Annotated in this window: 20 protein-coding genes; 9 read left to right on the forward strand and 11 right to left on the reverse strand. The window is 64.7% G+C overall.

Annotated elements, in window-relative coordinates; genetic code table 11:
- Positions 1-6: 6 nt before the first annotated feature.
- The 4 genes from EXZ48_RS18720 to EXZ48_RS18735 all read right to left on the reverse strand — a co-directional run bounded on the left by EXZ48_RS18720 (position 7) and on the right by EXZ48_RS18735 (position 5,016).
- Positions 7-1,464: a UdgX family uracil-DNA binding protein gene (locus tag EXZ48_RS18720; protein WP_130517591.1), complete on the reverse strand. Its 1,458-nt coding sequence runs from the start codon at positions 1,462-1,464 to the stop codon at positions 7-9.
- Complete coding sequence (locus EXZ48_RS18725; RefSeq protein WP_024269883.1) at positions 1,464-2,693, reverse strand: putative DNA modification/repair radical SAM protein; 1,230 nt, start codon at positions 2,691-2,693, stop codon at positions 1,464-1,466. Before EXZ48_RS18725 ends, EXZ48_RS18720 begins: the two co-directional genes overlap by 1 nt.
- A 135-nt stretch (positions 2,694-2,828) precedes the next feature.
- Positions 2,829-4,031, reverse strand: coding sequence for an NAD(P)/FAD-dependent oxidoreductase (locus EXZ48_RS18730; RefSeq protein ID WP_023517027.1), 1,203 nt, complete (start codon positions 4,029-4,031; stop codon positions 2,829-2,831).
- Positions 4,032-4,053: 22 nt separating this feature from the next.
- On the reverse strand, positions 4,054-5,016 hold the full coding sequence (locus EXZ48_RS18735) for a D-glycerate dehydrogenase (protein WP_023517026.1): 963 nt from the start codon (positions 5,014-5,016) through the stop codon (positions 4,054-4,056).
- A gap of 217 nt (positions 5,017-5,233) precedes the next feature.
- Between EXZ48_RS18735 and EXZ48_RS18740 the strand changes: the two genes are divergently transcribed.
- The 9 genes from EXZ48_RS18740 (at position 5,234) to EXZ48_RS18780 (ending at position 12,744) form a co-directional block, all read left to right on the forward strand.
- Positions 5,234-6,034 carry a creatininase family protein gene (locus EXZ48_RS18740; protein WP_130517593.1) on the forward strand — a complete coding sequence of 267 codons (801 nt, stop codon included), beginning with the start codon at positions 5,234-5,236 and terminating at the stop codon, positions 6,032-6,034.
- Position 6,035: 1 nt separating this feature from the next.
- Complete coding sequence (locus EXZ48_RS18745) at positions 6,036-6,860, forward strand: ABC transporter ATP-binding protein (protein WP_130517595.1); 825 nt, start codon at positions 6,036-6,038, stop codon at positions 6,858-6,860.
- Entirely contained in the window at positions 6,841-7,695 is an 855-nt protein-coding gene (locus tag EXZ48_RS18750) for an ABC transporter permease (protein ID WP_023512615.1), read from the forward strand. Before EXZ48_RS18745 ends, EXZ48_RS18750 begins: the two co-directional genes overlap by 20 nt.
- A gap of 5 nt (positions 7,696-7,700) precedes the next feature.
- Positions 7,701-8,915, forward strand: coding sequence for an amidohydrolase family protein (locus EXZ48_RS18755; protein WP_130517597.1), 1,215 nt, complete (start codon positions 7,701-7,703; stop codon positions 8,913-8,915).
- Entirely contained in the window at positions 8,912-10,279 is a 1,368-nt protein-coding gene (locus tag EXZ48_RS18760) for an FAD-binding oxidoreductase (protein WP_130517599.1), read from the forward strand. The genes EXZ48_RS18755 and EXZ48_RS18760 overlap by 4 nt, the downstream gene beginning before the upstream one ends.
- A 22-nt stretch (positions 10,280-10,301) precedes the next feature.
- Complete coding sequence (locus EXZ48_RS18765) at positions 10,302-11,312, forward strand: ABC transporter substrate-binding protein (protein WP_130517601.1); 1,011 nt, start codon at positions 10,302-10,304, stop codon at positions 11,310-11,312.
- Between the two features lie 73 nt (positions 11,313-11,385).
- The gene (locus EXZ48_RS18770) at positions 11,386-12,009 is read left to right on the forward strand and encodes a TetR family transcriptional regulator C-terminal domain-containing protein (protein ID WP_050746252.1); all 624 of its coding nucleotides are present in this window, start codon (positions 11,386-11,388) and stop codon (positions 12,007-12,009) included.
- Between the two features lie 3 nt (positions 12,010-12,012).
- Complete coding sequence (locus EXZ48_RS18775; protein WP_130517603.1) at positions 12,013-12,393, forward strand: RidA family protein; 381 nt, start codon at positions 12,013-12,015, stop codon at positions 12,391-12,393.
- Between the two features lie 27 nt (positions 12,394-12,420).
- Positions 12,421-12,744 (forward strand): 2Fe-2S iron-sulfur cluster-binding protein, encoded by a 324-nt coding sequence (locus tag EXZ48_RS18780; protein ID WP_023512077.1) that lies wholly within the window; start codon positions 12,421-12,423, stop codon positions 12,742-12,744.
- Between the two features lie 85 nt (positions 12,745-12,829).
- Here the strand turns inward: EXZ48_RS18780 and fabI are convergent, their stop codons facing one another.
- From fabI to EXZ48_RS18815, 7 genes are read right to left on the reverse strand one after another with little or no spacing between them, the layout of a single operon-like run.
- Positions 12,830-13,576, reverse strand: coding sequence for an enoyl-ACP reductase FabI (fabI, locus tag EXZ48_RS18785; protein WP_130517605.1), 747 nt, complete (start codon positions 13,574-13,576; stop codon positions 12,830-12,832).
- Positions 13,573-14,685, reverse strand: coding sequence for an acetate/propionate family kinase (locus tag EXZ48_RS18790; RefSeq protein WP_130517607.1), 1,113 nt, complete (start codon positions 14,683-14,685; stop codon positions 13,573-13,575). Before EXZ48_RS18790 ends, fabI begins: the two co-directional genes overlap by 4 nt.
- Positions 14,682-15,611, reverse strand: coding sequence for a bifunctional enoyl-CoA hydratase/phosphate acetyltransferase (locus tag EXZ48_RS18795; RefSeq protein WP_130517609.1), 930 nt, complete (start codon positions 15,609-15,611; stop codon positions 14,682-14,684). The genes EXZ48_RS18790 and EXZ48_RS18795 overlap by 4 nt, the downstream gene beginning before the upstream one ends.
- A 39-nt stretch (positions 15,612-15,650) precedes the next feature.
- Positions 15,651-16,748, reverse strand: a complete 1,098-nt coding sequence (locus EXZ48_RS18800; RefSeq protein ID WP_130517611.1) for an ABC transporter ATP-binding protein — start codon at positions 16,746-16,748, stop codon at positions 15,651-15,653.
- Between the two features lie 2 nt (positions 16,749-16,750).
- A complete protein-coding gene (locus tag EXZ48_RS18805) occupies positions 16,751-17,794 on the reverse strand; it encodes an NAD(P)-dependent alcohol dehydrogenase (protein WP_130517613.1) in 1,044 nt (347 codons plus the stop codon).
- A 17-nt stretch (positions 17,795-17,811) separates the two neighbouring features.
- Positions 17,812-18,624 carry a carbohydrate ABC transporter permease gene (locus EXZ48_RS18810; protein ID WP_023512083.1) on the reverse strand — a complete coding sequence of 271 codons (813 nt, stop codon included), beginning with the start codon at positions 18,622-18,624 and terminating at the stop codon, positions 17,812-17,814.
- Positions 18,621-19,484, reverse strand: coding sequence for a carbohydrate ABC transporter permease (locus EXZ48_RS18815; protein WP_130517614.1), 864 nt, complete (start codon positions 19,482-19,484; stop codon positions 18,621-18,623). Before EXZ48_RS18815 ends, EXZ48_RS18810 begins: the two co-directional genes overlap by 4 nt.
- Positions 19,485-19,520 lie beyond the last annotated feature (36 nt).

The raw sequence follows: 19,520 nt of genomic DNA on the forward strand, positions 1-19,520 counted from the left end.
GTTCCTTCAGCAAAGGGAATGCGCCCGCTCGATCATAGCCCGGATGGCACGCAGATCCTCAACGAAGAGGGCATGCTGCCTCAACCGTTCCGCGCCGTCCGGAAGGCGCAGCAGATGGGATGGGTGGATTGTGGGGTAGAGCAACCGCGCGCCTTCCATGGCGATCGGCTTGCCGCGAACTTCACTGAGCGGGCGGCGCTCTCCGCTCAGCGCATGGAGGGCGGTCGCGCCGAGCGTGACGACAAGGCTCGGCTGGACAGCATCGATCTCCTTGGCAAGCCACCACCGGCAGTGCTCGATCTCGCCCCTGTCCGGTCGCTGGTGAAGACGGCGCTTGCCACGAGGGACATATTTGAAGTGCTTTACCGCATTCGTCAGATAGAGACTGTCGCGGGCGATGCCCGCCTCGTGCAGCGCGGCGTCCAAGACCCTGCCTGCCGGGCCGACAAAAGGACGGCCAGCAAGATCCTCCTGATCACCCGGTTGCTCCCCGACCATCATGATCCGTGCACCCTGTGGCCCCTCGCCAAATACGGTTTGCGTGGCGGCGCAATGCAGCGGGCACCGCGTGCACCGTCCTGCCTCTTCGCGCAGCGCATCAAGCGTGCCCGGGCTTTCCAGCCTGACCTGCGGCAATGTCGGGGCGGCATCCTGGAGACGATGGTGAAAGAGCGGCGGATCGCTGGCGGCGCGTTCGGCCATGGCGCGCACATTCGCCTCGGCATGGGCGATGAGGCCTGGAATCAGCGCCGCCTCCGGCAGGTTGCGCCAGTACTTCTTCGGCATCTCCGTCTGCATGGCCTTCACCTTGAGCCGGGCCGGATTGAAGATGCTCGCATAGTAGGTGCACCAGAGGTCATCCGTCGGGTCGTCATGGCCGGGATTTTCACAAGGGCGCGGATCGAAGGCCAGGGTCTCGCCATCCCAGCGCGCCGACCCGCGCGGGGTGGCGATCATCCAGTCCATATCGGCAAAGCGTCGACGGAAGAAAGGCGCCGTGCGGGCAACCACGAAATGCGACGGCTCGAACCAGGCGACGAACCGGCGGCGGCCCACCGCTTCTCCGAAAACCTCCTTGAAGCGTACGAAGGCCGTCATCTTGTGGCTATCGCGATGAACATTTCTGGCAAGCAGCCGTGCCCGGGCAACATCCTCGTCCGCCGGCAGCGCGAGAAGGTTCCTGTCGGATTGCAGGCGCCAGAGCAGCCTGTAGAGGAGATGGAAACGGCCGGGTTCGGTATGGCAGACGACCGCCTCGGCCAACTCCAGAAAACCGGCGGGAACGGTGAGCGCCCGCGCCCGAGGCAAGGCTTTCGGCAGGTTCTGCCCCGCCGCAAAGAGCTCGTTCTCCCCCGACGTCCGCCATTCCACCTCCCGCGGTGCAACACCGGCGGCAGCGAGTGCGCGGGCCGCATCCCGCCATTCGGCAAAGTCACCGCGGCCGAGAAGGAAGACCCTGTGCATCAGAGCAGCGAAAGCTGTACCGGCCTGGGTGCGAAGAACGCCTTCAGGTCGGCCCGGTCGGCAAGGCGGCGGGGCGTCCAACCGTCCGTTTCGATGAAGGCACGTACCTTGCGCAGCGAAACGCCGAGCCTTGCCAGGTCCTCCAGCCGCAGACGGCGGAGGCGGCGGCTGGAAAGAATGGCCTCCACGGTCTTCGTGCCGAAGCCAGGCACGCGCAGCAGCCGTTCCCGCTCGGCCCGGTTGACATCCACTGGAAACGCATCGCGATTGGCGAGAGCCCAGGCGAGCTTCGGGTCCATGTCGAGATCGAGCATGCCGCCGGTTGATGCCGTGATTTCGTCGACGCCGAAACCGTAGAAGCGATAGAGCCAGTCGGCCTGGTAGAGCCGGTGTTCACGAACCAGCGGCGGCTTGATCAGCGGAAGCGCACGGGAGGCGTCAGGGATGGGGCTGAAGGCGGAATAGTAGACACGCTTCAGTCCGTAGCTGCCATAGAGCCGGGCGCTGGTTTTCAGGATGGTTGCATCATCCGCACCGTCGGCCCCGACGATCATCTGCGTGCTCTGCCCACCCGGCACGAAGCGCTTGCGTCGTTTCGACTGTAAGGTCGGCTCATCCGCCGCTTCGATCTTGCGGCGCAGGTCGCCCATCGCACGGCGAATTCCCTCCGGGCGCTTCTGCGGTGCGAAGCGGCCGATGCCGGCATCCGTCGGAAGCTCGATGTTGAGCGACAGGCGATCGGCGTAAAGCCCCGCCTGCTCGATCAGTTCCGGCGCGGCATCGGGGATGGATTTCAAATGGATGTAGCCGCCAAATCCATGCACCGTTCGCAGCTCCCGCGCCACGCGCACCATCTCTCCCATTGTGTGATCGGGCGAGCGGATGATGCCCGACGACAGGAACAGCCCTTCGATATAGTTGCGGCGGTAGAACTCCAGCGTCAGCCAGACCACCTCTTCTGGCGTGAACCGGGCTCGTTCCACATTGCTGGACGAGCGGTTGATGCAATAGGCGCAATCGAAGATGCAGAAGTTGGTGAGAAGAATCTTGAGAAGCGAAATGCATCGGCCGTCGGGAGCATAGGCATGGCAAATTCCGGCTCCCTCCGTCGAGCCGAGCCCGCCGCTTTCCATGGAGTCCCGCTTCACCGTTCCACTCGAAGCGCACGAGGCATCGTATTTGGCGGCATCCGAGAGGATCGCTAAGCGCTGCTTCATCGATTTCTTCATGAATGTTCACTATATGTTCTTTTGCGCACCGTCAAGCAACCGGCCCAGACGGCGCGCGCATGAATGCATCAGAACGCCGTACGGCCTGCACCACCGCGCCAGACAGACCGCACGGTGGAACACGGCTTGAACCCGTCATATCAGGGTTTTCAAATCGAAACCCGTATCGGCCACCTGCTCCGGCAAGGGTGAACGCCCGGCCTCGATCAAGCGCTTGCCCACCATATAGCTGCGCGGCTCGTTCATCGCATCGACGGCAAGCAGCACGCCCTCGCGAAAATACCAGTGCGAACGTGCCTTCTCGTTCGCTCCCGATCGCACCACAACCCGGTCAAATGTCGTGTTCAGGCCGGCGATCTGCAGCTTCACGTCATACTGGTCGGACCAGAACCAGGGCTTCGGCACATAATCCATCGCCGCACCCAGCATATTGGCCGCGACGGCTTCAGCCTGGTCGATGGCGTTCTGCACACTCTCCAGCCGGATCATGTCACCGCGATAGGGCAGGCGCGCGCAATCACCGGCCGCCCAGATGGCGGGATCTCCTGTCCTGCCATGCGCATCGACGATAACACCGCCATCGCAGGCGAGACCCGCCGCCGCCGCGAGCCCGTCATTGGCCGTCACGCCGATGCCGGCGATGACGAAGTCCACCTCCCGGCGTGAGCCATCCGCCAACACCACCGAGATCGCCTCCCCGCGTTCCAGCCCAGCCAGGCCGGTGCCCTCGAGGATTTCGACACCGTTGCCGGCATGAAGGCTCCGGAAATAATCGGAGGTTTCCGGCGCGGCGACGCGCTGGAGAATACGGGGCGCCGCCTCAATGAGTGTCACCTTGAGGCCGAGCCTGGCCGCCACCGCCGCGGCCTCCAGCCCGATATAGCCGCCCCCGACGACCAGCACCCGTCGCCCCTCGCGGAACTCCGGGGCCATACGATCGACATCGGCCAGATTGCGCACCACATAGACGCCGGACAGGTCGCCACCGAGCGCGGCCGGTAGCGAACGCGGCGTCGCGCCGGTCGTCAGCGCCAGCTGGTCATAAGATACGCGGTCGTCATCGAGACGGATCTGCCGCGCGGCGCGGTCGATCGCGACGATCCTTTCACCGAGCCGCAGGGCAATGTCGTTGTCCGCGTAGAACCGCTCGGGCCGCAGGTGCAGCTGCTCCAGCGTCATTTCCTTCATCAGGTATTTCTTGGAGAGTGGCGGGCGCTGGTAGGGCAGCGTGTCTTCTTCACCGATGAGCGTGATGCGCCCGCCAAAACCAAGGACCCGCAGTTTGGCCGCCAGCGACGACCCGGCCTGTCCTGCTCCCAGGATCGCTATGTGGTTCATGTCGTCCTCCCCTCGCTCCTGCTCACGCGACCCGGTTTTCCGGCGCATCGCCGCGGAAAAAGGCCTCCAGATTGTCGAGCGCCGTCATGCCCATCGCCGCGCGTGCCGCCTGCGTCGCCGAACCGAGATGGGGCAGCAGAACGACGTCGTCACGCTCGCGGAGGGCGGCCGGCACGGCGGGCTCGAATTCATAGACATCGAGCGCCGCCCCGGCGATCTGCCGGCATTCGAGCGCGCGGATCAGGGCCACCTCGTCCACCACCTCGCCGCGCGAGACGTTGACGAGATGCGCCTCAGGCCGCATCAAAGCGAAGGCACGCTCGTCGATCAGGTGGCGCGTCTCGCTGCCACCCGGCACGGTCAGAACGACAAAATCGGCGCGTTGCAGCAGATCGTCCAGGGGCACCTGTGTCGCGTCCATGCCGGACACGGTCTTCGGCGAGCGGTTGTGGAACAGCACCCGCATGCCGAAACCGGCAGCGGCGCGGCGGGCGACCTCCTGCCCGATACGCCCCATGCCGACAATGCCGATCGTGCTACCGGAAACATCCCGGCCGAGAAGCTGTACGGGATGCCAGCCCTTCCATGCCCCGGACCGCACCAGCCGCTCCCCCTCGCCCGCACGGCGCGCGGTCATCAAGAGGAGCAGCATCGCAAGGTCGGCTGTCGGGCCGGTGACGGCCCCCGGCGTGTTGGTGACGGCAATGCCTGCGCGCGCCGCTGCCGCAAGGTCGATATGGCTGACCCCGGCGCCAAAATTGGCAAGGATGCGGCAGCGCGGCAATGCCCCATCGGCAAACACCGCCGGCGAGAAGACATCGCCGAGAGAAGGCAGGATCGCGTCGTGATCGCGGAGCGCGGCGGAAAGCTCTGCCGCCGTCGTGGCGCCGGCGTCCTTGCGGATCGTCAGGTCGAAGAGGGCGCCGGCCCGCTCGTGCACGGCGGCCGGCAAGGGACGGGTGATCAGCAGGCGCGGTCGTTTCATAAATCCCTCCCAGACTGCATTCCAACCACCCTCCCGGCGGCAGAAAGCCACGAATAAACATGATGATAATCAAAAGCTTACCGTAACATCTGGAAAGAACATACCAAATAGTTTGACCATTTGCTATGAGTTTGTTTATCTAACCTCGGAGGAAGAGGAGGAGCAAGATGGAACTTCTGTCATCAACGGGTATCCGTAACGGCATGGAGGCTTCCCGATGAAGCGCTTCTGGGCCGACTATTCCAGCCGTGATTTCGCAGCGCTCGATCGGGGACGCCTCATCGCCGTCCTGCCCATCGGAGCCATCGAGCAGCACGGACCGCACCTGCCGATGTCCGTCGACAGCTGTACCGTCGACGGGGTGGTGCGCCGCCTCGCAAAAGCCCTGCCGGAGGATAGTCCAGTGCTGTTCCTGCCCACGCAGGCCGTCTGCAAGAGCGACGAGCATATCGACTATCCCGGCACGCTCACCCTTTCGGCCGAAACGCTGGTCCGCGTGCTGACCGAAATCGGCGCCAGCGTGGCGCGCTCGGGGGTCCGCAAGTTCGTCCTCCTCAACGGCCATGGCGGCAACATTCCGGTCATGGACGTCGTGACCCGCCAGCTGCGCGTTGCCCATGACATGCTGGCCTTCTCGGTCAACTGGTTCGGCTTTGGCATGCCCGAGGGCGTCTATTCCGATGTCGAGCGCACCCACGGCATCCATGCCGGCGACATGGAGACCTCCGTCATGCTGGCACTCGACCCCGGCAATGTGACCATGGCCGCGGCCCGCGACTTCCGCTCGCGCGGCCAGGACCTTTTCGAAAACTTCCGCCATCTCGGCCTCGGCCGTGGCGCAAAACCGGGCTGGAAGACACAGGATTTCAGCACGGCCGGGGCCTGCGGCGAGGCGCATCTCGCCACCGCCGAAAAGGGTGATGCGACCCTCGACCACGCCGTGGCGCGCCTCGTCGAGGCCATGGCAGAGATCGACAGCCTGCCAGCCGACTGGCTGGACAGAAAGCCGGAGTGGTAGCATGAACGCGGCAAGCCCTCTCCCCAAGGCCGCCGGCCTGACCGGCGCGCCCGCCCTCATCGACATGAAGGACGTCTACAAGCGCTTCGCAAACGGTACCGTGGCGCTGCGCGGCATGTCGCTGACGATCCGCAACGGTGAGTTCGTGTCCTTCCTCGGCCCTTCGGGCTGCGGCAAAAGCACCGCACTGAAGATGATCTCCGGTCTCCTGTCCCTCTCCTCGGGTTCGATCACGGTCAACGGTCATCCGGCCGGCGAAAGTCCCCATGGCAGCGATATCGGCTATGTCTTCCAGGAAGCGACGCTGATGCCCTGGGCAACGGTCTTCGACAACGTCTTCCTCCCCCTGAAACTGCAGGGGCTCGGCAAGGGCGAGGCGAAAGCCCGCGTGGAAGAGGCCCTTTCCATGGTGGGCCTTGCCAATTTCGCCCGCTCCTATCCGCGCGAACTTTCGGGCGGCATGAAGATGCGCGTTTCCATTGCCCGCGCCATGGTGACGAAGCCGAAGCTGCTCTTGATGGACGAACCCTTCGCAGCGCTGGACGAGATGACCCGATCCAAGCTCAACGACGAGGTGCTGGGCCTCTGGCGCTCGCACGGGCTGACAGTGATCTTCGTCACTCATTCGGTCTTCGAGTCCGTCTATCTCTCCAGCCGCGTCGTGGTCATGGCCGCGCGCCCCGGCCGCGTGGTGCACGACATCGCGCTGCCCGGCGCGGAGACGCGCACGAGCGCCTACCGCATGACATCCGAGTACACCGAGAACTGCCGTCTGGTCAGCAACGCGCTCGAAGGGACCATGGACCATGTCGATCTCAACCATTGATCCGGCCGTTGCCGAAAGCGAAATCGTCGATCCGCGCATCCTGCTCGAACGCCGCGAACGGCGCCTGCGCGTCATCATGCCCATCATCTCGATTCTGGTGGTGCTTGGACTGTGGGAATTCCTCGTCTGGTACAACGAGGTTCCGCATTACCTGATCCCCGCGCCAAGCCTGATCGCAAAGACGCTGGTCGAGGACTGGTCGTCTCTGATGCAGAGCGCGGCGTTCACGGTGAAGCTGACGCTGCTGTCACTCAGCCTCGCCATCATCGGCGGCGTGCTGCTCGGCATGCTCTTTGCCTTGTCGCGCACGGTGGAAATGTGCCTCTTTCCCTTCGCCGTCATCCTGCAGGTAACGCCGATCATCGCCATCGCACCGCTGATCCTCATCTATGTCAGCAACACCTTCTTCGCGCTGCTCATCTGCGCCTGGATCGTCGCGTTCTTCCCGATCCTGTCGAACACTGCGATCGGCCTGCGCAGCGCCGACCATAACCTGCGCGACATGTTCCGGCTCTATCAGGCGACGCCCTGGCAGCGCCTGCGCCACCTGCTGATCCCCTCGGCACTCCCCTACTTCATGGCCGCGCTGAAGATCGCCGGCGGCCTGTCGCTGATCGGCGCGGTCGTCGCCGAATTCGTCGCAGGCACGGCGGGGCAGAACACCGGCCTTGCCTCACGCATCCTCGAATCGAGCTTCCGCAACGAGATCCCGCGCATGTTCGCCGCGCTGTTCCTCGTCTCGGTGCTGGGGGTCGGGATCTTCCTCGTCACGTCCTGGCTGTCGAACCTCGTGCTCGGCCACTGGCACGAAAGCGAAATCAAGCGCGAGACGTGAACCTCATGCGGACCATCGAGACCACCAGCCTCGCCGATGCCGGCGCAGCGGGCCTGCGCCTTGCAGGCGCCAGCCTCGCTGGCCGGGAGGGCCATTGGGACATCGCCATCAACGGCGGCCGCATCACGGCCCTCGCCCCCTCGGCAAGCCGCGATGGCGGCCTCGTCCTGCCGCTCCTGGCCGACATTCACACCCATCTCGACAAGACCTTCACCGCCTCCCGGATGCCAGCCCGTGCCACATCGCTCTTCCACGCCATCGAGATGATGCAGGCCGATGCCGCACTCTGGGACGACGCCGATCTGCGCCGGCGGGCAGGCCGGGGACTGGATCGCGCCTATCGGCACGGCACGGCGCTGATGCGCAGCCATGTCGACTGGCACGGCGCGACGCCGCCGGCAGCCTGGACCGTGCTGCGCGGGCTTGCCGACGAATGGCAGGGTCGCCTCCATCTGGAGCTTGCCTCGTTGACGCCGCTCGATCTCTTCGCCGAAGTCGGCGAAGCCATCGCCGGTGAGGTCAAGGCGACGGGTGGGGTGCTCGGGGCATTCATCTATCGCAACAATGACCTCGAGGCCCGGCTCGCGCACGTCTTCGATCTTGCGGAAAAGCACGATCTTCTGCTCGACTTCCATGTCGATGAGGGGTTGGACATCGAGGCGCGCGGCATCGATGCCATCGTGGTGGAAACCGAAAGGCGCGGCCTTTCCGGCCGGGTGTTGTGCGGTCATGGCTGCGCGCTCTCGGTGCGTGATCCCTCGGAGGTCGCGGACATTCTCGCCCGAGCGGGCGGAGCGGGTGTCGGACTGACGGTGCTGCCAGGCTGCAACGCCTACCTGCAGGACGCCAGGGCAGGCCGCACGCCGCGCCTGCGCGGCCTTGCGCCCCTGCATGAGGCGCGGGACGCAGGCCTTGCCGTGATGATCGGCTCCGACAACGTGCGCGACGCCTTCTTCCCCTTCGGCGATTATGACCTCTTCGACGCCTTTCGCAGCGCGACCCTGCTCGGCCACCTCCAGCCGGAGGACTGGCTGGACGCGGTGAGCGAGACACCGGCCCGCTGGATGGGCCGGAGCCTTGCGCTTGTCGAGGGCGGCCCCGCCGATTTCATCCGGCTCGACGCCGAGGATCTGACCGATGCCCTGAGCCGTCCCCGCGCCGACCGACAGGTCTGGCGGGGGGGCCGCATCCTGACCGACCACGAAGGAGAACAGACATGACCGGACACCGCGACTGGGCGTCGATCAAGACGGCGCTGAATGGGATCCGCCTGCATGACGACGAGAACTACATCGCCGCGCGTTCGCGCGACTACTTCTGGTATAGCCCCATCCTCAACGAGCAGCTGAAGGACAAGCTGGGCGAGCTGGTGGTCGTACCCCAGAGCCTTGAGGAGGTCGTGCATGTCGCCTCCGTCGTCGCCCGCCACAAGGTTCCGCTTACACTGCGCGGCGGCGGCACCGGCAATTACGGCCAGTGCGTGCCGCTGGACGGCGGTATCGTCATGGACCTCACCCGCCTCGACAGAGTGATCGAGATCACGGACGGCCATGTGCGCGTGGAGGCGGGCGCCCGCATCTCGCGGCTCGATGACGCTGCGCACGAGACCGGGCAGGAACTGATGATGTATCCTTCGACCCGCCAGATGGCGACCATCGGCGGCTTCGTCGCCGGCGGCTCTGGCGGCATCGGCTCGCTGCGCCATGGCATGCTGCGCGACCCCGGCAACCTCACCTATGCCAAGGTCGTCACCGTCGAACCGGAACCGCAGGTCATCGAGCTCCACGGCGAAGACGTGCAGAAGGTGCAGCACGCCTATGGCACCAACGGCATCGTGGTGGAGCTCGGCGTCGGCCTCACCCGCGCAACGGACTGGATCCATACCGCCGCGCTCTTCGACGGCTACGACGCCGCGCTACGTTTCGCCTCGCTGGCGCAGCAGAAGGGGCTCGACTGCTACCTGCTGACCACCGTCGAGCGTCGCTTTGCGCCCTTCTACAACAAGCTCGGCGATCTCTTTCCCGCAGACCGGGACGCCGTCTTCGCCATGGTCGCGCCGCAGGAGATGGCCCGCTTCACCGCCGAGGCAGAAGCCCTTGGCGGGCGCATCTCGTTTGCCATGAGCAAGCCGGAGATCCGCGCCGCCGGCCTGCAACCGGCCTATGAATGCGGCTGGAACCACACCACGCTGCAGGCCCTCAAGGCGGACAAGAGCTGGACCTATCTGCAGGTCGCGTATCCGCGGCCCTTCGATGCCGACCTCGTGCTCCGCCAGATGGCCCGCTACGGCGAGGAGATCTACTGGCACCACGAAATGGCGCGTATGGACGGCGAGGTGCAGATCTTCGCCCTGCCGTTGGTGCGCTACCGCGGCGAAGAGGCCATGTACCGCCTGATCGCCGAAGTGGAGGAGACGGACGGCTGCACGATCTTCGACCCTCATGTGGTGACCATCGAGGACGGCGGCATGAAGCAGATCGACCAGACGCAGATCGAGTTCAAGAAGCGCGCCGATCCATACGGCCTGATGAATCCCGGCAAGACCCGGGGCTGGACCGATGGCATGGCCCGCACCGACGCCTGAAACAACCAAAGGGGAAACGCGCATGAAACACATGACAAGTCTTTTCGCCGCCGTGGGCCTGCTGCTCGCCGCCGGCTCCTCCTGGGCCGCCGACAAGGTCGTCTTCGGTACCAACTGGCTGGCCCAAGGCGGCCATGGCGGCTTCTACCAGGCCGTGGTGGACGGCACCTATGCCAAATACGGCCTCGACGTCGAGATCAGGATGGGTGGCCCGCAGGTCAACACCCGCCCGATGCTGCCGGCCGGCCGGCTCGATTTTCTGATGGGCGGCAACCTGCTGCTCGCTTTCGACAATGTGCGCAACGGCATTCCCACCACGGTCGTGGCAGCGATCTTCCAGAAGGATCCGCAGGCCTTCATGGCGCACAAGGGCGAATATGCCGATTTTGCGGCGCTCACCAAGGCACCGTCCGTGCTCGTTTCCAAGGACGGCCAGTTCAGCTTCTGGCAGTGGATGGTCACCCGCCTCGGTTTCCAGGATGAACAGCTGCGCCCCTACGGCTTCAACCTCGCGCAGTTCCTGAGCGACAAGAAGATGGTGCAGCAGGCCTATGGCACCGCCGAGCCGCTCTATGCCGCAAAGGAGGGCGCCGAGGTTGACGTGTTCCTGCTCGCCGATCAGGGCTGGAGCACCTATGGCTCGATCATCGAGACGCGCAACGAACTGGTCGAGAACAACCCCGACCTCGTGCAGCGTTTCCTCGACGCTTCCATCGAGGGCTGGAACAACTACCTCTACGGCGACCGCAAGGCGGCCTATGCAGCGATCATCGCCGCCAATCCGGAAATGACGGTCGAAAAGCTCGACGCCGAGATGGCGCAATTCGACAAACTTCAGATCATCGATTCCGGCGAAGCGGTGGAAAAGGGCATCGGCGCGATGAGCCCCGAGCGCATCAAGGCCTTCCATGACCTTGCCGTCGAAAGCAAGATCATCGAGGCTGGCGCCGTCGATCTCTCGAAGGTCGCCGATACGCGCTTCGTCAACAAGGGCAAGGGGCTCGACATCAAGGCCAAGCTGACGGGCAAGTAAGCAAAACCACGGACCGGCACCCACCCCGTGCCGGTCCGATCCCGACGCATCGCCAGGAAGGCCAGGACCGCCCATGAGCACTCTTCAGAAAAAGCGGCAGGAAATCCACGCCGCCATCCGCAACGCGGCCATCCAGGAGTTCGCGCGCAACGGCCTGTCAGGCACCTCCACCCAGGCGATCGCGCAGACGGCGGGCATCACCAAGGCCCAGCTACACTACTACATCTCCTCCAAGGAGGAGCTCTACCAGCAGGTCCTCAGCGACATCGTCGGAGCCTACAAGGACATCTTCTTCCTCTCCGCCTCGCGCGACGATCCGGCGCTGGCGATCACCCAGTATATAGAGCGCAAGGTACGCCATACGCTGGAATTCCCCGACCTCTCACGCTTCTTCGCCAATGAGATTGCCCGTGGCGCACCCGAGATGACGCCCCACTGGGCGGCGCTCAAGGCCGCGGTCGAGGAGGCGAACGCCGTGATCCAGCAATGGATCGACAGTGGCAAGATAACACCCGTCGATCCCCTGCTCTTCCAGATGAACATCTGGGCCGTGACCCAACACTATGCCGAATACGAGGCGCAGGCGCGCGTGCTGATGGACCGGCCGGAAAGCGAAGCACTCGATGCGGACCGCATCATCGCCGAAGCGACCGCACTTTTCCTGCGCCGCTGCGGACTTGCCGGCAAGGAGGCGTGACCCATGAAGACACTGCAACCCGCCAGCCTGCCCGCACCTTTCGGCCGCTATTCCCACGGTGTCGCCTCGGGAAGGATCGTCGTCACCTCCGGCCAGCTCGCCCTTGCCGGCGACGGCACGATCCCCGAAGGGGTCACGGCCCAGGCGGAACTGTGCTTCGACAATATCCGCGCCATCCTTGCCGAGGCCGGCGCGGACTTTTCCCATGTCCTGCGCTTCAACGCCTTCGTGACGGAACGCGTGCACATGGCCGACTATATGGCGGTGCGCGACCGCCTCGTCGCCGATCTCCCGGTCAAGCCTGCCTCCACGCTCATGATCGTTTCCGGCTTCACCCGACCGGAATTCCTGGTCGAGGTCGAGGCAACGGCGCTTCTGCCCTGAAGAGTTCCAAACGAAAGGAAAGCGACCATGGTCCAGATCACCTTTGTGGAACATGACGGGAGCCTCCATGTCGTGGAAGCCGCCGCCGGGTTGACGCTAATGGAGGCGGCCCGTGACGATGATGTGCGCGGCATCCTTGCCGAGTGCGGCGGGGCCTGTTCCTGTTCCACCTGCCACGTCTATGTCGCGCCCGAATGGGTGGACCGTCTGCCGGCCATCTCGGCGCTGGAACAGGACATGCTGGACTTCGCCCACGACCCGGACCCCGCCCGCTCGCGCCTGTCCTGCCAGATCAAGCTGACGGACACGCTCGACGGACTGCGCGTCGATCTTCCGGAGCGCCAGGGATAGACCATCTCCTGCCCGCCGGATATCGAACCATCCCTCGATCCCGCCAAGGCGCGGGCTGGGCGACAGATGGCGTCGCCGCCGGGTTTCAAGTCCGAACATTGTAGCCGGCATCGACATAGATCGTCTGTCCGGTGATGAACCGCGCCTTGTCCGACAGCAGAAACGACGCAGCCTCCCCGACCTGTTCAAGGGTGACCAGCTGTTTGAGCGGCGTCTCTTCCGCAGCCTTTGCCAACAGGTCGTCGAAATGCGAAAGGCCCGACGCGGCACGGGTCTTGACCGGCCCTGTGGAGAGCGCATTCACGCGGATCGCCTTGTCGCCCAGATCCACCGCCAGATAGCGCACCGTGGATTCGAGGGCTGCCTTGACCGGCCCCATGATGCCATAGCCGGGGACGACCTTCTCGGATCCATAAAAACTCATGGTGAGGATCGCGCCACCATCGGACATCAGTGGCTCCGCGCGTTTGGCAAGCCGAACGAGCGAATGGCAGGAAACATCCATGGCAGTCGAAAACCCGTCCGGCGAGCTGTCGACGACCCGTCCGTGCAGATCCGCCTTGGGTGCGAAGGCAATCGAATGCAGCAGGAAGTCGAGCCGGCCCCAGTGGGCCGCGATGGCCTTGAAGACATCGTCCATCTGTTCCGGCCGGCACACGTCGAGCGGCAGGACGATCGGCGCCCCGAGCTCCCTGGCAAGCGGCTCCACATGCGGCCTTGCCTTGTCATTTTGATAGGTGACAGCGATTTCAGCACCGAGCGCCTTGAGCGCCACGGCGCAGCCCCAGGCCAGTGACTGGTCGTTCGCCAGACCGACGATCAACCCTTTCATCGCCGTGCCTCCAGCAGTGCGCGTGCATGGATCGCCATCATCATTTCCTCGTTGGCCGGGACTACAAGGGTCTGGAACGGCGGCAGAAACGCAAGCCTTGCAACGATCGCCTCCCGGATCGGGCTCGCGTTCTCGCCGATGCCGCCCGTGAAGACGAAGGCGTCGAGCCCGCCCATCGAAACCGCCATCATCGCGGCATATTGCGAGACCTTGAGCGTGAAATAATCGAGTGCAAATCGGGCAGCCGGCTCGCCGCACTCCAGCAACGTCTTCACGTCGTTGCTGATCCCCGACAGGCCCTTCAGGCCGGAATGCTCGTAGAGAGCGGCTTCCACCTGTTCCACCGTCATGCCCAACGCACGCAGCATATAGGTCACCGCACCGCCATCGATCGCTCCGCTTCGCGTTCCCATGGGAATGCCGTCGAGCGCGGTCATGCCCATGGTCGTGTCGACGCTGACGCCGTTATCGAGAGCACAGAGGCTGGCACCGTTGCCGAGATGGGCGACAACCACCTTGCCCCGGGCGATATCGGGATAGTCCTGCTCCAGAGCCCGGGCAATCCACTCATAGGAAATGCCATGGAAGCCGTAGCGGCGCATGCCCCTGTCGCGCAGCGGCTTCTCGATTGCAAAAGTCTGGAAGAGCGGATCGTGCCCCGCGTGGAACGCCGTGTCGAAACAGGCAATGTCGGGCGCATGCCCCGCCAGCCGATCCGACGCCTCGATGCCCGCGAGATTGTAAGGCTGGTGCAGCGGCGCCAGCGGATTGAGCGCCTTGAGCGCCCTGACGATTTCCGGCGTCACGATGACGGGCTCGACGAACTGTGCACCGCCATGGACGATGCGATGCACCGCCGCCACCATGCGCCAACCGTCATCGAAGCGATCGATAAGGTCCAGAACGGCCGACAGGGCCGTGTCATGGTCGCTGCCATCGAGCGGGCTGTCGATCGTCCGTCCTGCATCCGCAACGGTTGCCGATAGGCGGGCGCTCGTGCCGATCCCCGTCACCTTCCCGTTGGCAAGTACCTCGAGCCCCTCGTAGCCCAGCACCTGGAACTTGAGACTGGACGATCCTGTGTTAAGGACAAGGAGGACGTCCTTCACTTGATCTGCCCCTTGTCGCGCGCCTCGGCCAGAAGCACCGCGAGCGCGCAGGACAACAGCCGCGTCCGCTCATTGTCCGCCCGGCTCGTCAGAACAACGGGCACGCGCGCGCCGAGCACGATGCCGGCGGCCTCGGCCCCTCCAAGGAAGGTCAGCTGCTTGGCCAGCATGTTGCCGGCCTCTATATCGGGAACGACAAGGATATCCGCCTCGCCGGCAACCATGGAGACGATGCCCTTTTCCCGGGCGGCCTCCGCACTGATCGCGTTGTCGAAGGCCAGCGGGCCGTCGATGAGGCAACCTGTGATCTGGCCACGATCGGCCATCTTGCAAAGCGCTGCGGCATCAAGCGTCGCCTGCATCTTCGGATTGACCGTCTCCACGGCGGCGAGGACAGCCACCTTGGGAAGGTTTCCGTCACCGAAGACCACGCGCCAGAGATCGGCGGCATTCTGCACGATGTCGGCCTTGACCGGCAGGTCCGGGAGGATGTTGACCGCTGCATCGGTAATGATGAAGGGCTTGGGATAACTCGCAATGCTCATGAGATAGGCGTGGCTGATCCTGCGCTCCGTCCTTAGCCCGGCATCCGACGGCACGATGGCTCCGAGCAATTCGTCGGTGTGGAGCGAGCCCTTCATGATCGCATTGACCTGATGCCCCGCCGCCAGCTCCGCAGCCTTCGCGGCAGCGGCGTGGCTGTGTTCCACGTCCACCAGTTCCCAGCCAGAAATATCGACCGAAGCAACCGTGGCCGCCTCCTCGATCTTTGCCTTGGGTCCGATCAGGATCGGTACGATGAGCTTTTCCCGCACCGCCTCGTCGATGGCTTCAATCACATTCGGCTTGACCGGGTGGACAACGGCCGCCCTGGTCGGCGGCAACGTCCTGCAAAGCGCCAGGATCGCATCGGTCGCCTCGGCCATGCAGGAACTCCTCTGTCCAGGGTGAATCACCCGCTGACCTTACGATCCCGTCCGCAACATCGAAAGACCCGTCATGCGATCGAAGAGGTGGAGGTTCGCTTTGTCGGCCGAGAAGGCGACGGGGGCGCCGGTTACGGGCCGGCTGCTCGCTGGAACGAGAGCGCCGATCTCCCTGCCGCCCACACGGAAGGAAACCAGGGCACTGTCACCGTGAAACTCGACGAGGTCGGCAATGCCGGCAAGGGTGTTCTCCCGCGTGTCTTCGCCGGCTGCGGGCGACAGCGACGACGGCCGCACGCCGAGGGTAAGGGCCTGCCCCTCCTTAAGGTCGAACCGCTTGCGATCGACCCTGAAGCGCAGCCCGTCGCCCTCCAGCAGCCAGCTTTCGCCAGCGGAGCGCGCTGTTACGTCGAGGAAATTCATGTTCGGCGTGCCGATGAAGCCGGCGACGAAGAGCGTGCGGGGACGCTCGTAGATTTCAGCAGGCGTGCCAACCTGTTCGATCGCTCCGCCTTTCATGAGCACGATACGATCGGCCAGGGTCATCGCCTCGAGCTGGTCATGTGTAACATAGATCGTCGTGGTCTTGAGCGTCTGGTGCAGCCGCGCGATCTCGACGCGCATGTGGTTGCGCAGCTTGGCATCGAGGTTGGAGAGCGGCTCGTCGAAGAGGAAGACGCGCGGCGTCTTGATCATGGCGCGGGCAATCGCCACGCGCTGCTGCTGGCCGCCGGAAAGCTCCGTCGGCTTGCGGGCAAGGTAGGGCTCCAGGCCGAGCGTGCCGGCGACCGTCTTGATGCGGCTGTCGATCTCGGTCTTGTCGACCTTCATGCGCCTCAGGCCGAAGGCGATGTTGTCGTAGATCGTCATGTGCGGATAGAGCGCGTAGTTCTGGAAGACCATCGCAACGCCGCGGTCGCGCGGTTCTAGGTCGTTAACGGTGCGGCCGGCGATGCAGACCTCTCCGCCGGAGATTTCCTCCAGCCCGGCGATCATGCGCAGGAGCGTCGATTTCCCGCAGCCGGAGGGGCCGAGGAAGACCACGAATTCGTGATCCTCGATCTCCAGGTTGAAGTCCCTGATGACATTGACCGCGCCATAGGCCTTGTCGACGCGGGTGCAGACGATGTTTGCCATGCTCAGTTCTCCTCCTGCACGCGGATTTGCAGTTTCACGTCGGTCGGCCGCGCTTCGGCCGCCCGCTCGAAGGCGGCGACGCTTTCGCCAAAGGCATAGGTGCCCGTTATCAGCGGCTTCAGATCGACCTTGCCGGACGCGATGAGTTCAAGGGCGCGGTCGAAGACATTGGCGTAGCGGAAGACCGTTTCCACGCGCACCTCCTTGGAAATGGCGCCCGGGACGTCGAAGCGCACCGCATCGACCGGCAGGCCGACCAGCACGACGGCGCCGCCCGGCCGCACGAGATCGAAGAGGCCCTCGAAGGCCTTCGCGCTGCCGCTGGCCTCGAAGACGACGTCGGCGCCCCATCCTCCGGTTGCGGCAGCGACAGCGGCTGCGAAGGGGGCCTTGCCGACATTCACCGGCTCGATGCCCGGATAGGCGGCCGCGATCGCCAGCTTCTCGGCGGAAAAATCCGAGATGAAGACCCGGCTGCACCCGCCGGCCCGCGCCGCCAGCGCCACCATGATGCCGATGGGACCGGCGCCGATGACCGCCGCGACGTCTCCCGGCACGATGCGGGCGCGCGTGGCCGCCTGCATGCCGATGGCGAACGGCTCGACCATCGCGCCTTCTGCGAAGGAAACATTGTCCGGCAGGCGGTAGGTGAAGGCGGCGGGGTGAACGGCATAGGGAGCAAGAACCCCGTGCACCGGCGGCGTCGCCCAGAAGCGCACGGCGGGATCGACATTGTAGAGGCCGAGCTTCGCGGCGCGGGAGGAAAGGTCGGGAACGCCGGGCTCCATGCAGACCCGGTCGCCGACCGAGAGGGAGCGGACGTTTTCCCCGACCGCGACGACGGTGCCCGCGGCCTCATGGCCGAGCACCATGGGCGCCTGCACCACATAGGCGCCGATCGCGCCATGGGTATAGTAGTGCACGTCGCTGCCGCAGACGCCGACCGTATGGACGGCGATCTTGACATCCTCCGGCCCGACGGAAAGCGGGAGATCGATGTCGCGAAGGGCAAGCACGCCCTTCTCTTCGAGAACCAAGGCTTGCATGGAAGATTGTCCTGTCATCAATTGCTCTTGCGCCGGAACGCATTGTTGAGGAGGCCGCTGAGGATCCCGACAAGCAGGAGCGGCGGAATGGAGAGCAGCACCACCGAGGCGTTGAGGATGCCCCAGGGCACGTCGCGGCCGAGCTGGGTGAGCTCCGAGGCGACGATCGGCAACGTCTTGGCATCCGAGGTCGTCAGCATCAGCGCGATCAGGAACTCGTTCCAGACCAGCACGAAGGCAAAGGCGACCGCGCCGATGAGCGAGCGCGAGGCGATCGGCAAGGCGACGCGCAGGAAGACCGCATAGGGGCCGTAGCCATCGACCCGCGCCGCCTCCTCGACCTCTTTCGGCACGCGGGCGAAGGCCGGCACGCCGAGCCAGATGACGGTCGCGAGCGTCAACAGCGTATAGGTGACGATCAGCGAGAGCCGCGTGTCGTAGAGGCCGAGATCGAGCCAGATCACCATGAGCGGTATCGCCACGGCGACCGGCGGCAGGAAACGTAGCGACAACACGAAGAACTGGATGTCGGCCGACCAGCGGTTCGGATAGCGCGCGATGGCATAGGCCGCCGGCAGGCCGAGCAGCGCGCCGATCAGCACCGATCCGCCGGCAGCGAGCAGCGAATTGAGAAGGCCCGCCGCGACGCTTTCCCGACCCAGCACATAGGCGAAATTGTCGAGTGTCGGCGTGAAGAGGAAGAGCGGCGTGGGCGTGACGATATCGACGCGGTTCTTGAAGGCGTTGATCGCCGTCCAGACCATGGGGAAGACGGCGGAAAAGGCCGCGAGAGAGAGAACGGAGCGGCCGAGGAAACGGGAGACGTTCATGGCTTCACCCTCTTCCAGATCACCGTGAAGATGACGGTCGTCGCCAGCATCATCAGCACCGCCATGCTGGAGGCATAGGAGATGCGGCCAGATTCGATGAAACCCTGCGAGAAGGCATACATGTCGAGCGTTTCCGTCGCGATGCCGGGTCCCCCGCGGGTCATGACATAGATGAGGTCGAAGGCGCGCAGGGACTCGATCATCTTGATGAAGGTGAGCGAGATGAGCGGCGCCTTCAACATGGGCAGGGCGACATAGGCATAGATCTCCCAGCGCCGCGCACGGTCGAGGCGCGCGGCCTCGAAGGGCTGCGGCGGCAGGGTTTCGAGCAGTTTCAACACGATGACCGAAAAGAACAGGCCCCATTGCCAGACATCGACCAGCGCGACCGTCATCAGCGCCGTGGCGGGGCTCGACAGCACGTCGAGCGGCTGGCCGGTGATCATCTTGTAGGGATAGGTGATGATGCCGTAGAGCGGGTGGAAGGCGAATTTCCAGACGAAGGCAGCCGAGACGCGCGGCAGGATGACCGGCACCAGGAAGACCAGTGTCAGCACCGCCCTCTGGCGCATCGAGGCGAGTTCGAAGAGTAGGATGCCCAGCACGATCGCGACGAGAAGGGTCAACGTGACCGTTATCACCTCCCATGTCAGCGACACGCCCACCGCATTGACGAAGCGGCGGTCGGAGAAGAGATCGATATAGTTGGCAAGGCCGACGAAGCTGCCGTCGGGACGGCTGAGCTCGCGGTTGCGGAAGGAAATGTAGATGGCATAGGCGGTCGGCACGAAGGCGAGCACCGCCAGGATGACGAGCGGCGGCGCCAGGAAGACGGCGGGCAGGCTGGTTTTTGGTTTCATGGGGGTTTCCTCGGGATCGCGCGGCCGCCGTCTCGG

This window comes from Shinella sp. JR1-6, from assembly GCF_004284735.1.
GTDB lineage: Bacteria > Pseudomonadota > Alphaproteobacteria > Rhizobiales > Rhizobiaceae > Shinella.

Coding starts and splice junctions, on each gene's coding strand:
- EXZ48_RS18730 (WP_023517027.1), bottom strand. CDS start 4,031: ATGAACCACATAGCGATCCTGGGAGCAGGACAGGCCGGGTCGTCGCTG.
- EXZ48_RS18760 (WP_130517599.1), top strand. CDS start 8,912: ATGACCGGACACCGCGACTGGGCGTCGATCAAGACGGCGCTGAATGGG.
- EXZ48_RS18720 (WP_130517591.1), bottom strand. CDS start 1,464: ATGCACAGGGTCTTCCTTCTCGGCCGCGGTGACTTTGCCGAATGGCGG.
- EXZ48_RS18755 (WP_130517597.1), top strand. CDS start 7,701: ATGCGGACCATCGAGACCACCAGCCTCGCCGATGCCGGCGCAGCGGGC.
- EXZ48_RS18810 (WP_023512083.1), bottom strand. CDS start 18,624: ATGAACGTCTCCCGTTTCCTCGGCCGCTCCGTTCTCTCTCTCGCGGCC.
- EXZ48_RS18770 (WP_050746252.1), top strand. CDS start 11,386: ATGAGCACTCTTCAGAAAAAGCGGCAGGAAATCCACGCCGCCATCCGC.
- EXZ48_RS18775 (WP_130517603.1), top strand. CDS start 12,013: ATGAAGACACTGCAACCCGCCAGCCTGCCCGCACCTTTCGGCCGCTAT.
- EXZ48_RS18745 (WP_130517595.1), top strand. CDS start 6,036: ATGAACGCGGCAAGCCCTCTCCCCAAGGCCGCCGGCCTGACCGGCGCG.
- EXZ48_RS18780 (WP_023512077.1), top strand. CDS start 12,421: ATGGTCCAGATCACCTTTGTGGAACATGACGGGAGCCTCCATGTCGTG.
- EXZ48_RS18725 (WP_024269883.1), bottom strand. CDS start 2,693: ATGAAGAAATCGATGAAGCAGCGCTTAGCGATCCTCTCGGATGCCGCC.
- EXZ48_RS18765 (WP_130517601.1), top strand. CDS start 10,302: ATGAAACACATGACAAGTCTTTTCGCCGCCGTGGGCCTGCTGCTCGCC.
- EXZ48_RS18815 (WP_130517614.1), bottom strand. CDS start 19,484: ATGAAACCAAAAACCAGCCTGCCCGCCGTCTTCCTGGCGCCGCCGCTC.
- EXZ48_RS18800 (WP_130517611.1), bottom strand. CDS start 16,748: ATGGCAAACATCGTCTGCACCCGCGTCGACAAGGCCTATGGCGCGGTC.
- EXZ48_RS18740 (WP_130517593.1), top strand. CDS start 5,234: ATGAAGCGCTTCTGGGCCGACTATTCCAGCCGTGATTTCGCAGCGCTC.
- EXZ48_RS18795 (WP_130517609.1), bottom strand. CDS start 15,611: ATGGCCGAGGCGACCGATGCGATCCTGGCGCTTTGCAGGACGTTGCCG.
- EXZ48_RS18750 (WP_023512615.1), top strand. CDS start 6,841: ATGTCGATCTCAACCATTGATCCGGCCGTTGCCGAAAGCGAAATCGTC.
- EXZ48_RS18805 (WP_130517613.1), bottom strand. CDS start 17,794: ATGCAAGCCTTGGTTCTCGAAGAGAAGGGCGTGCTTGCCCTTCGCGAC.
- fabI (WP_130517605.1), bottom strand. CDS start 13,576: ATGAAAGGGTTGATCGTCGGTCTGGCGAACGACCAGTCACTGGCCTGG.
- EXZ48_RS18735 (WP_023517026.1), bottom strand. CDS start 5,016: ATGAAACGACCGCGCCTGCTGATCACCCGTCCCTTGCCGGCCGCCGTG.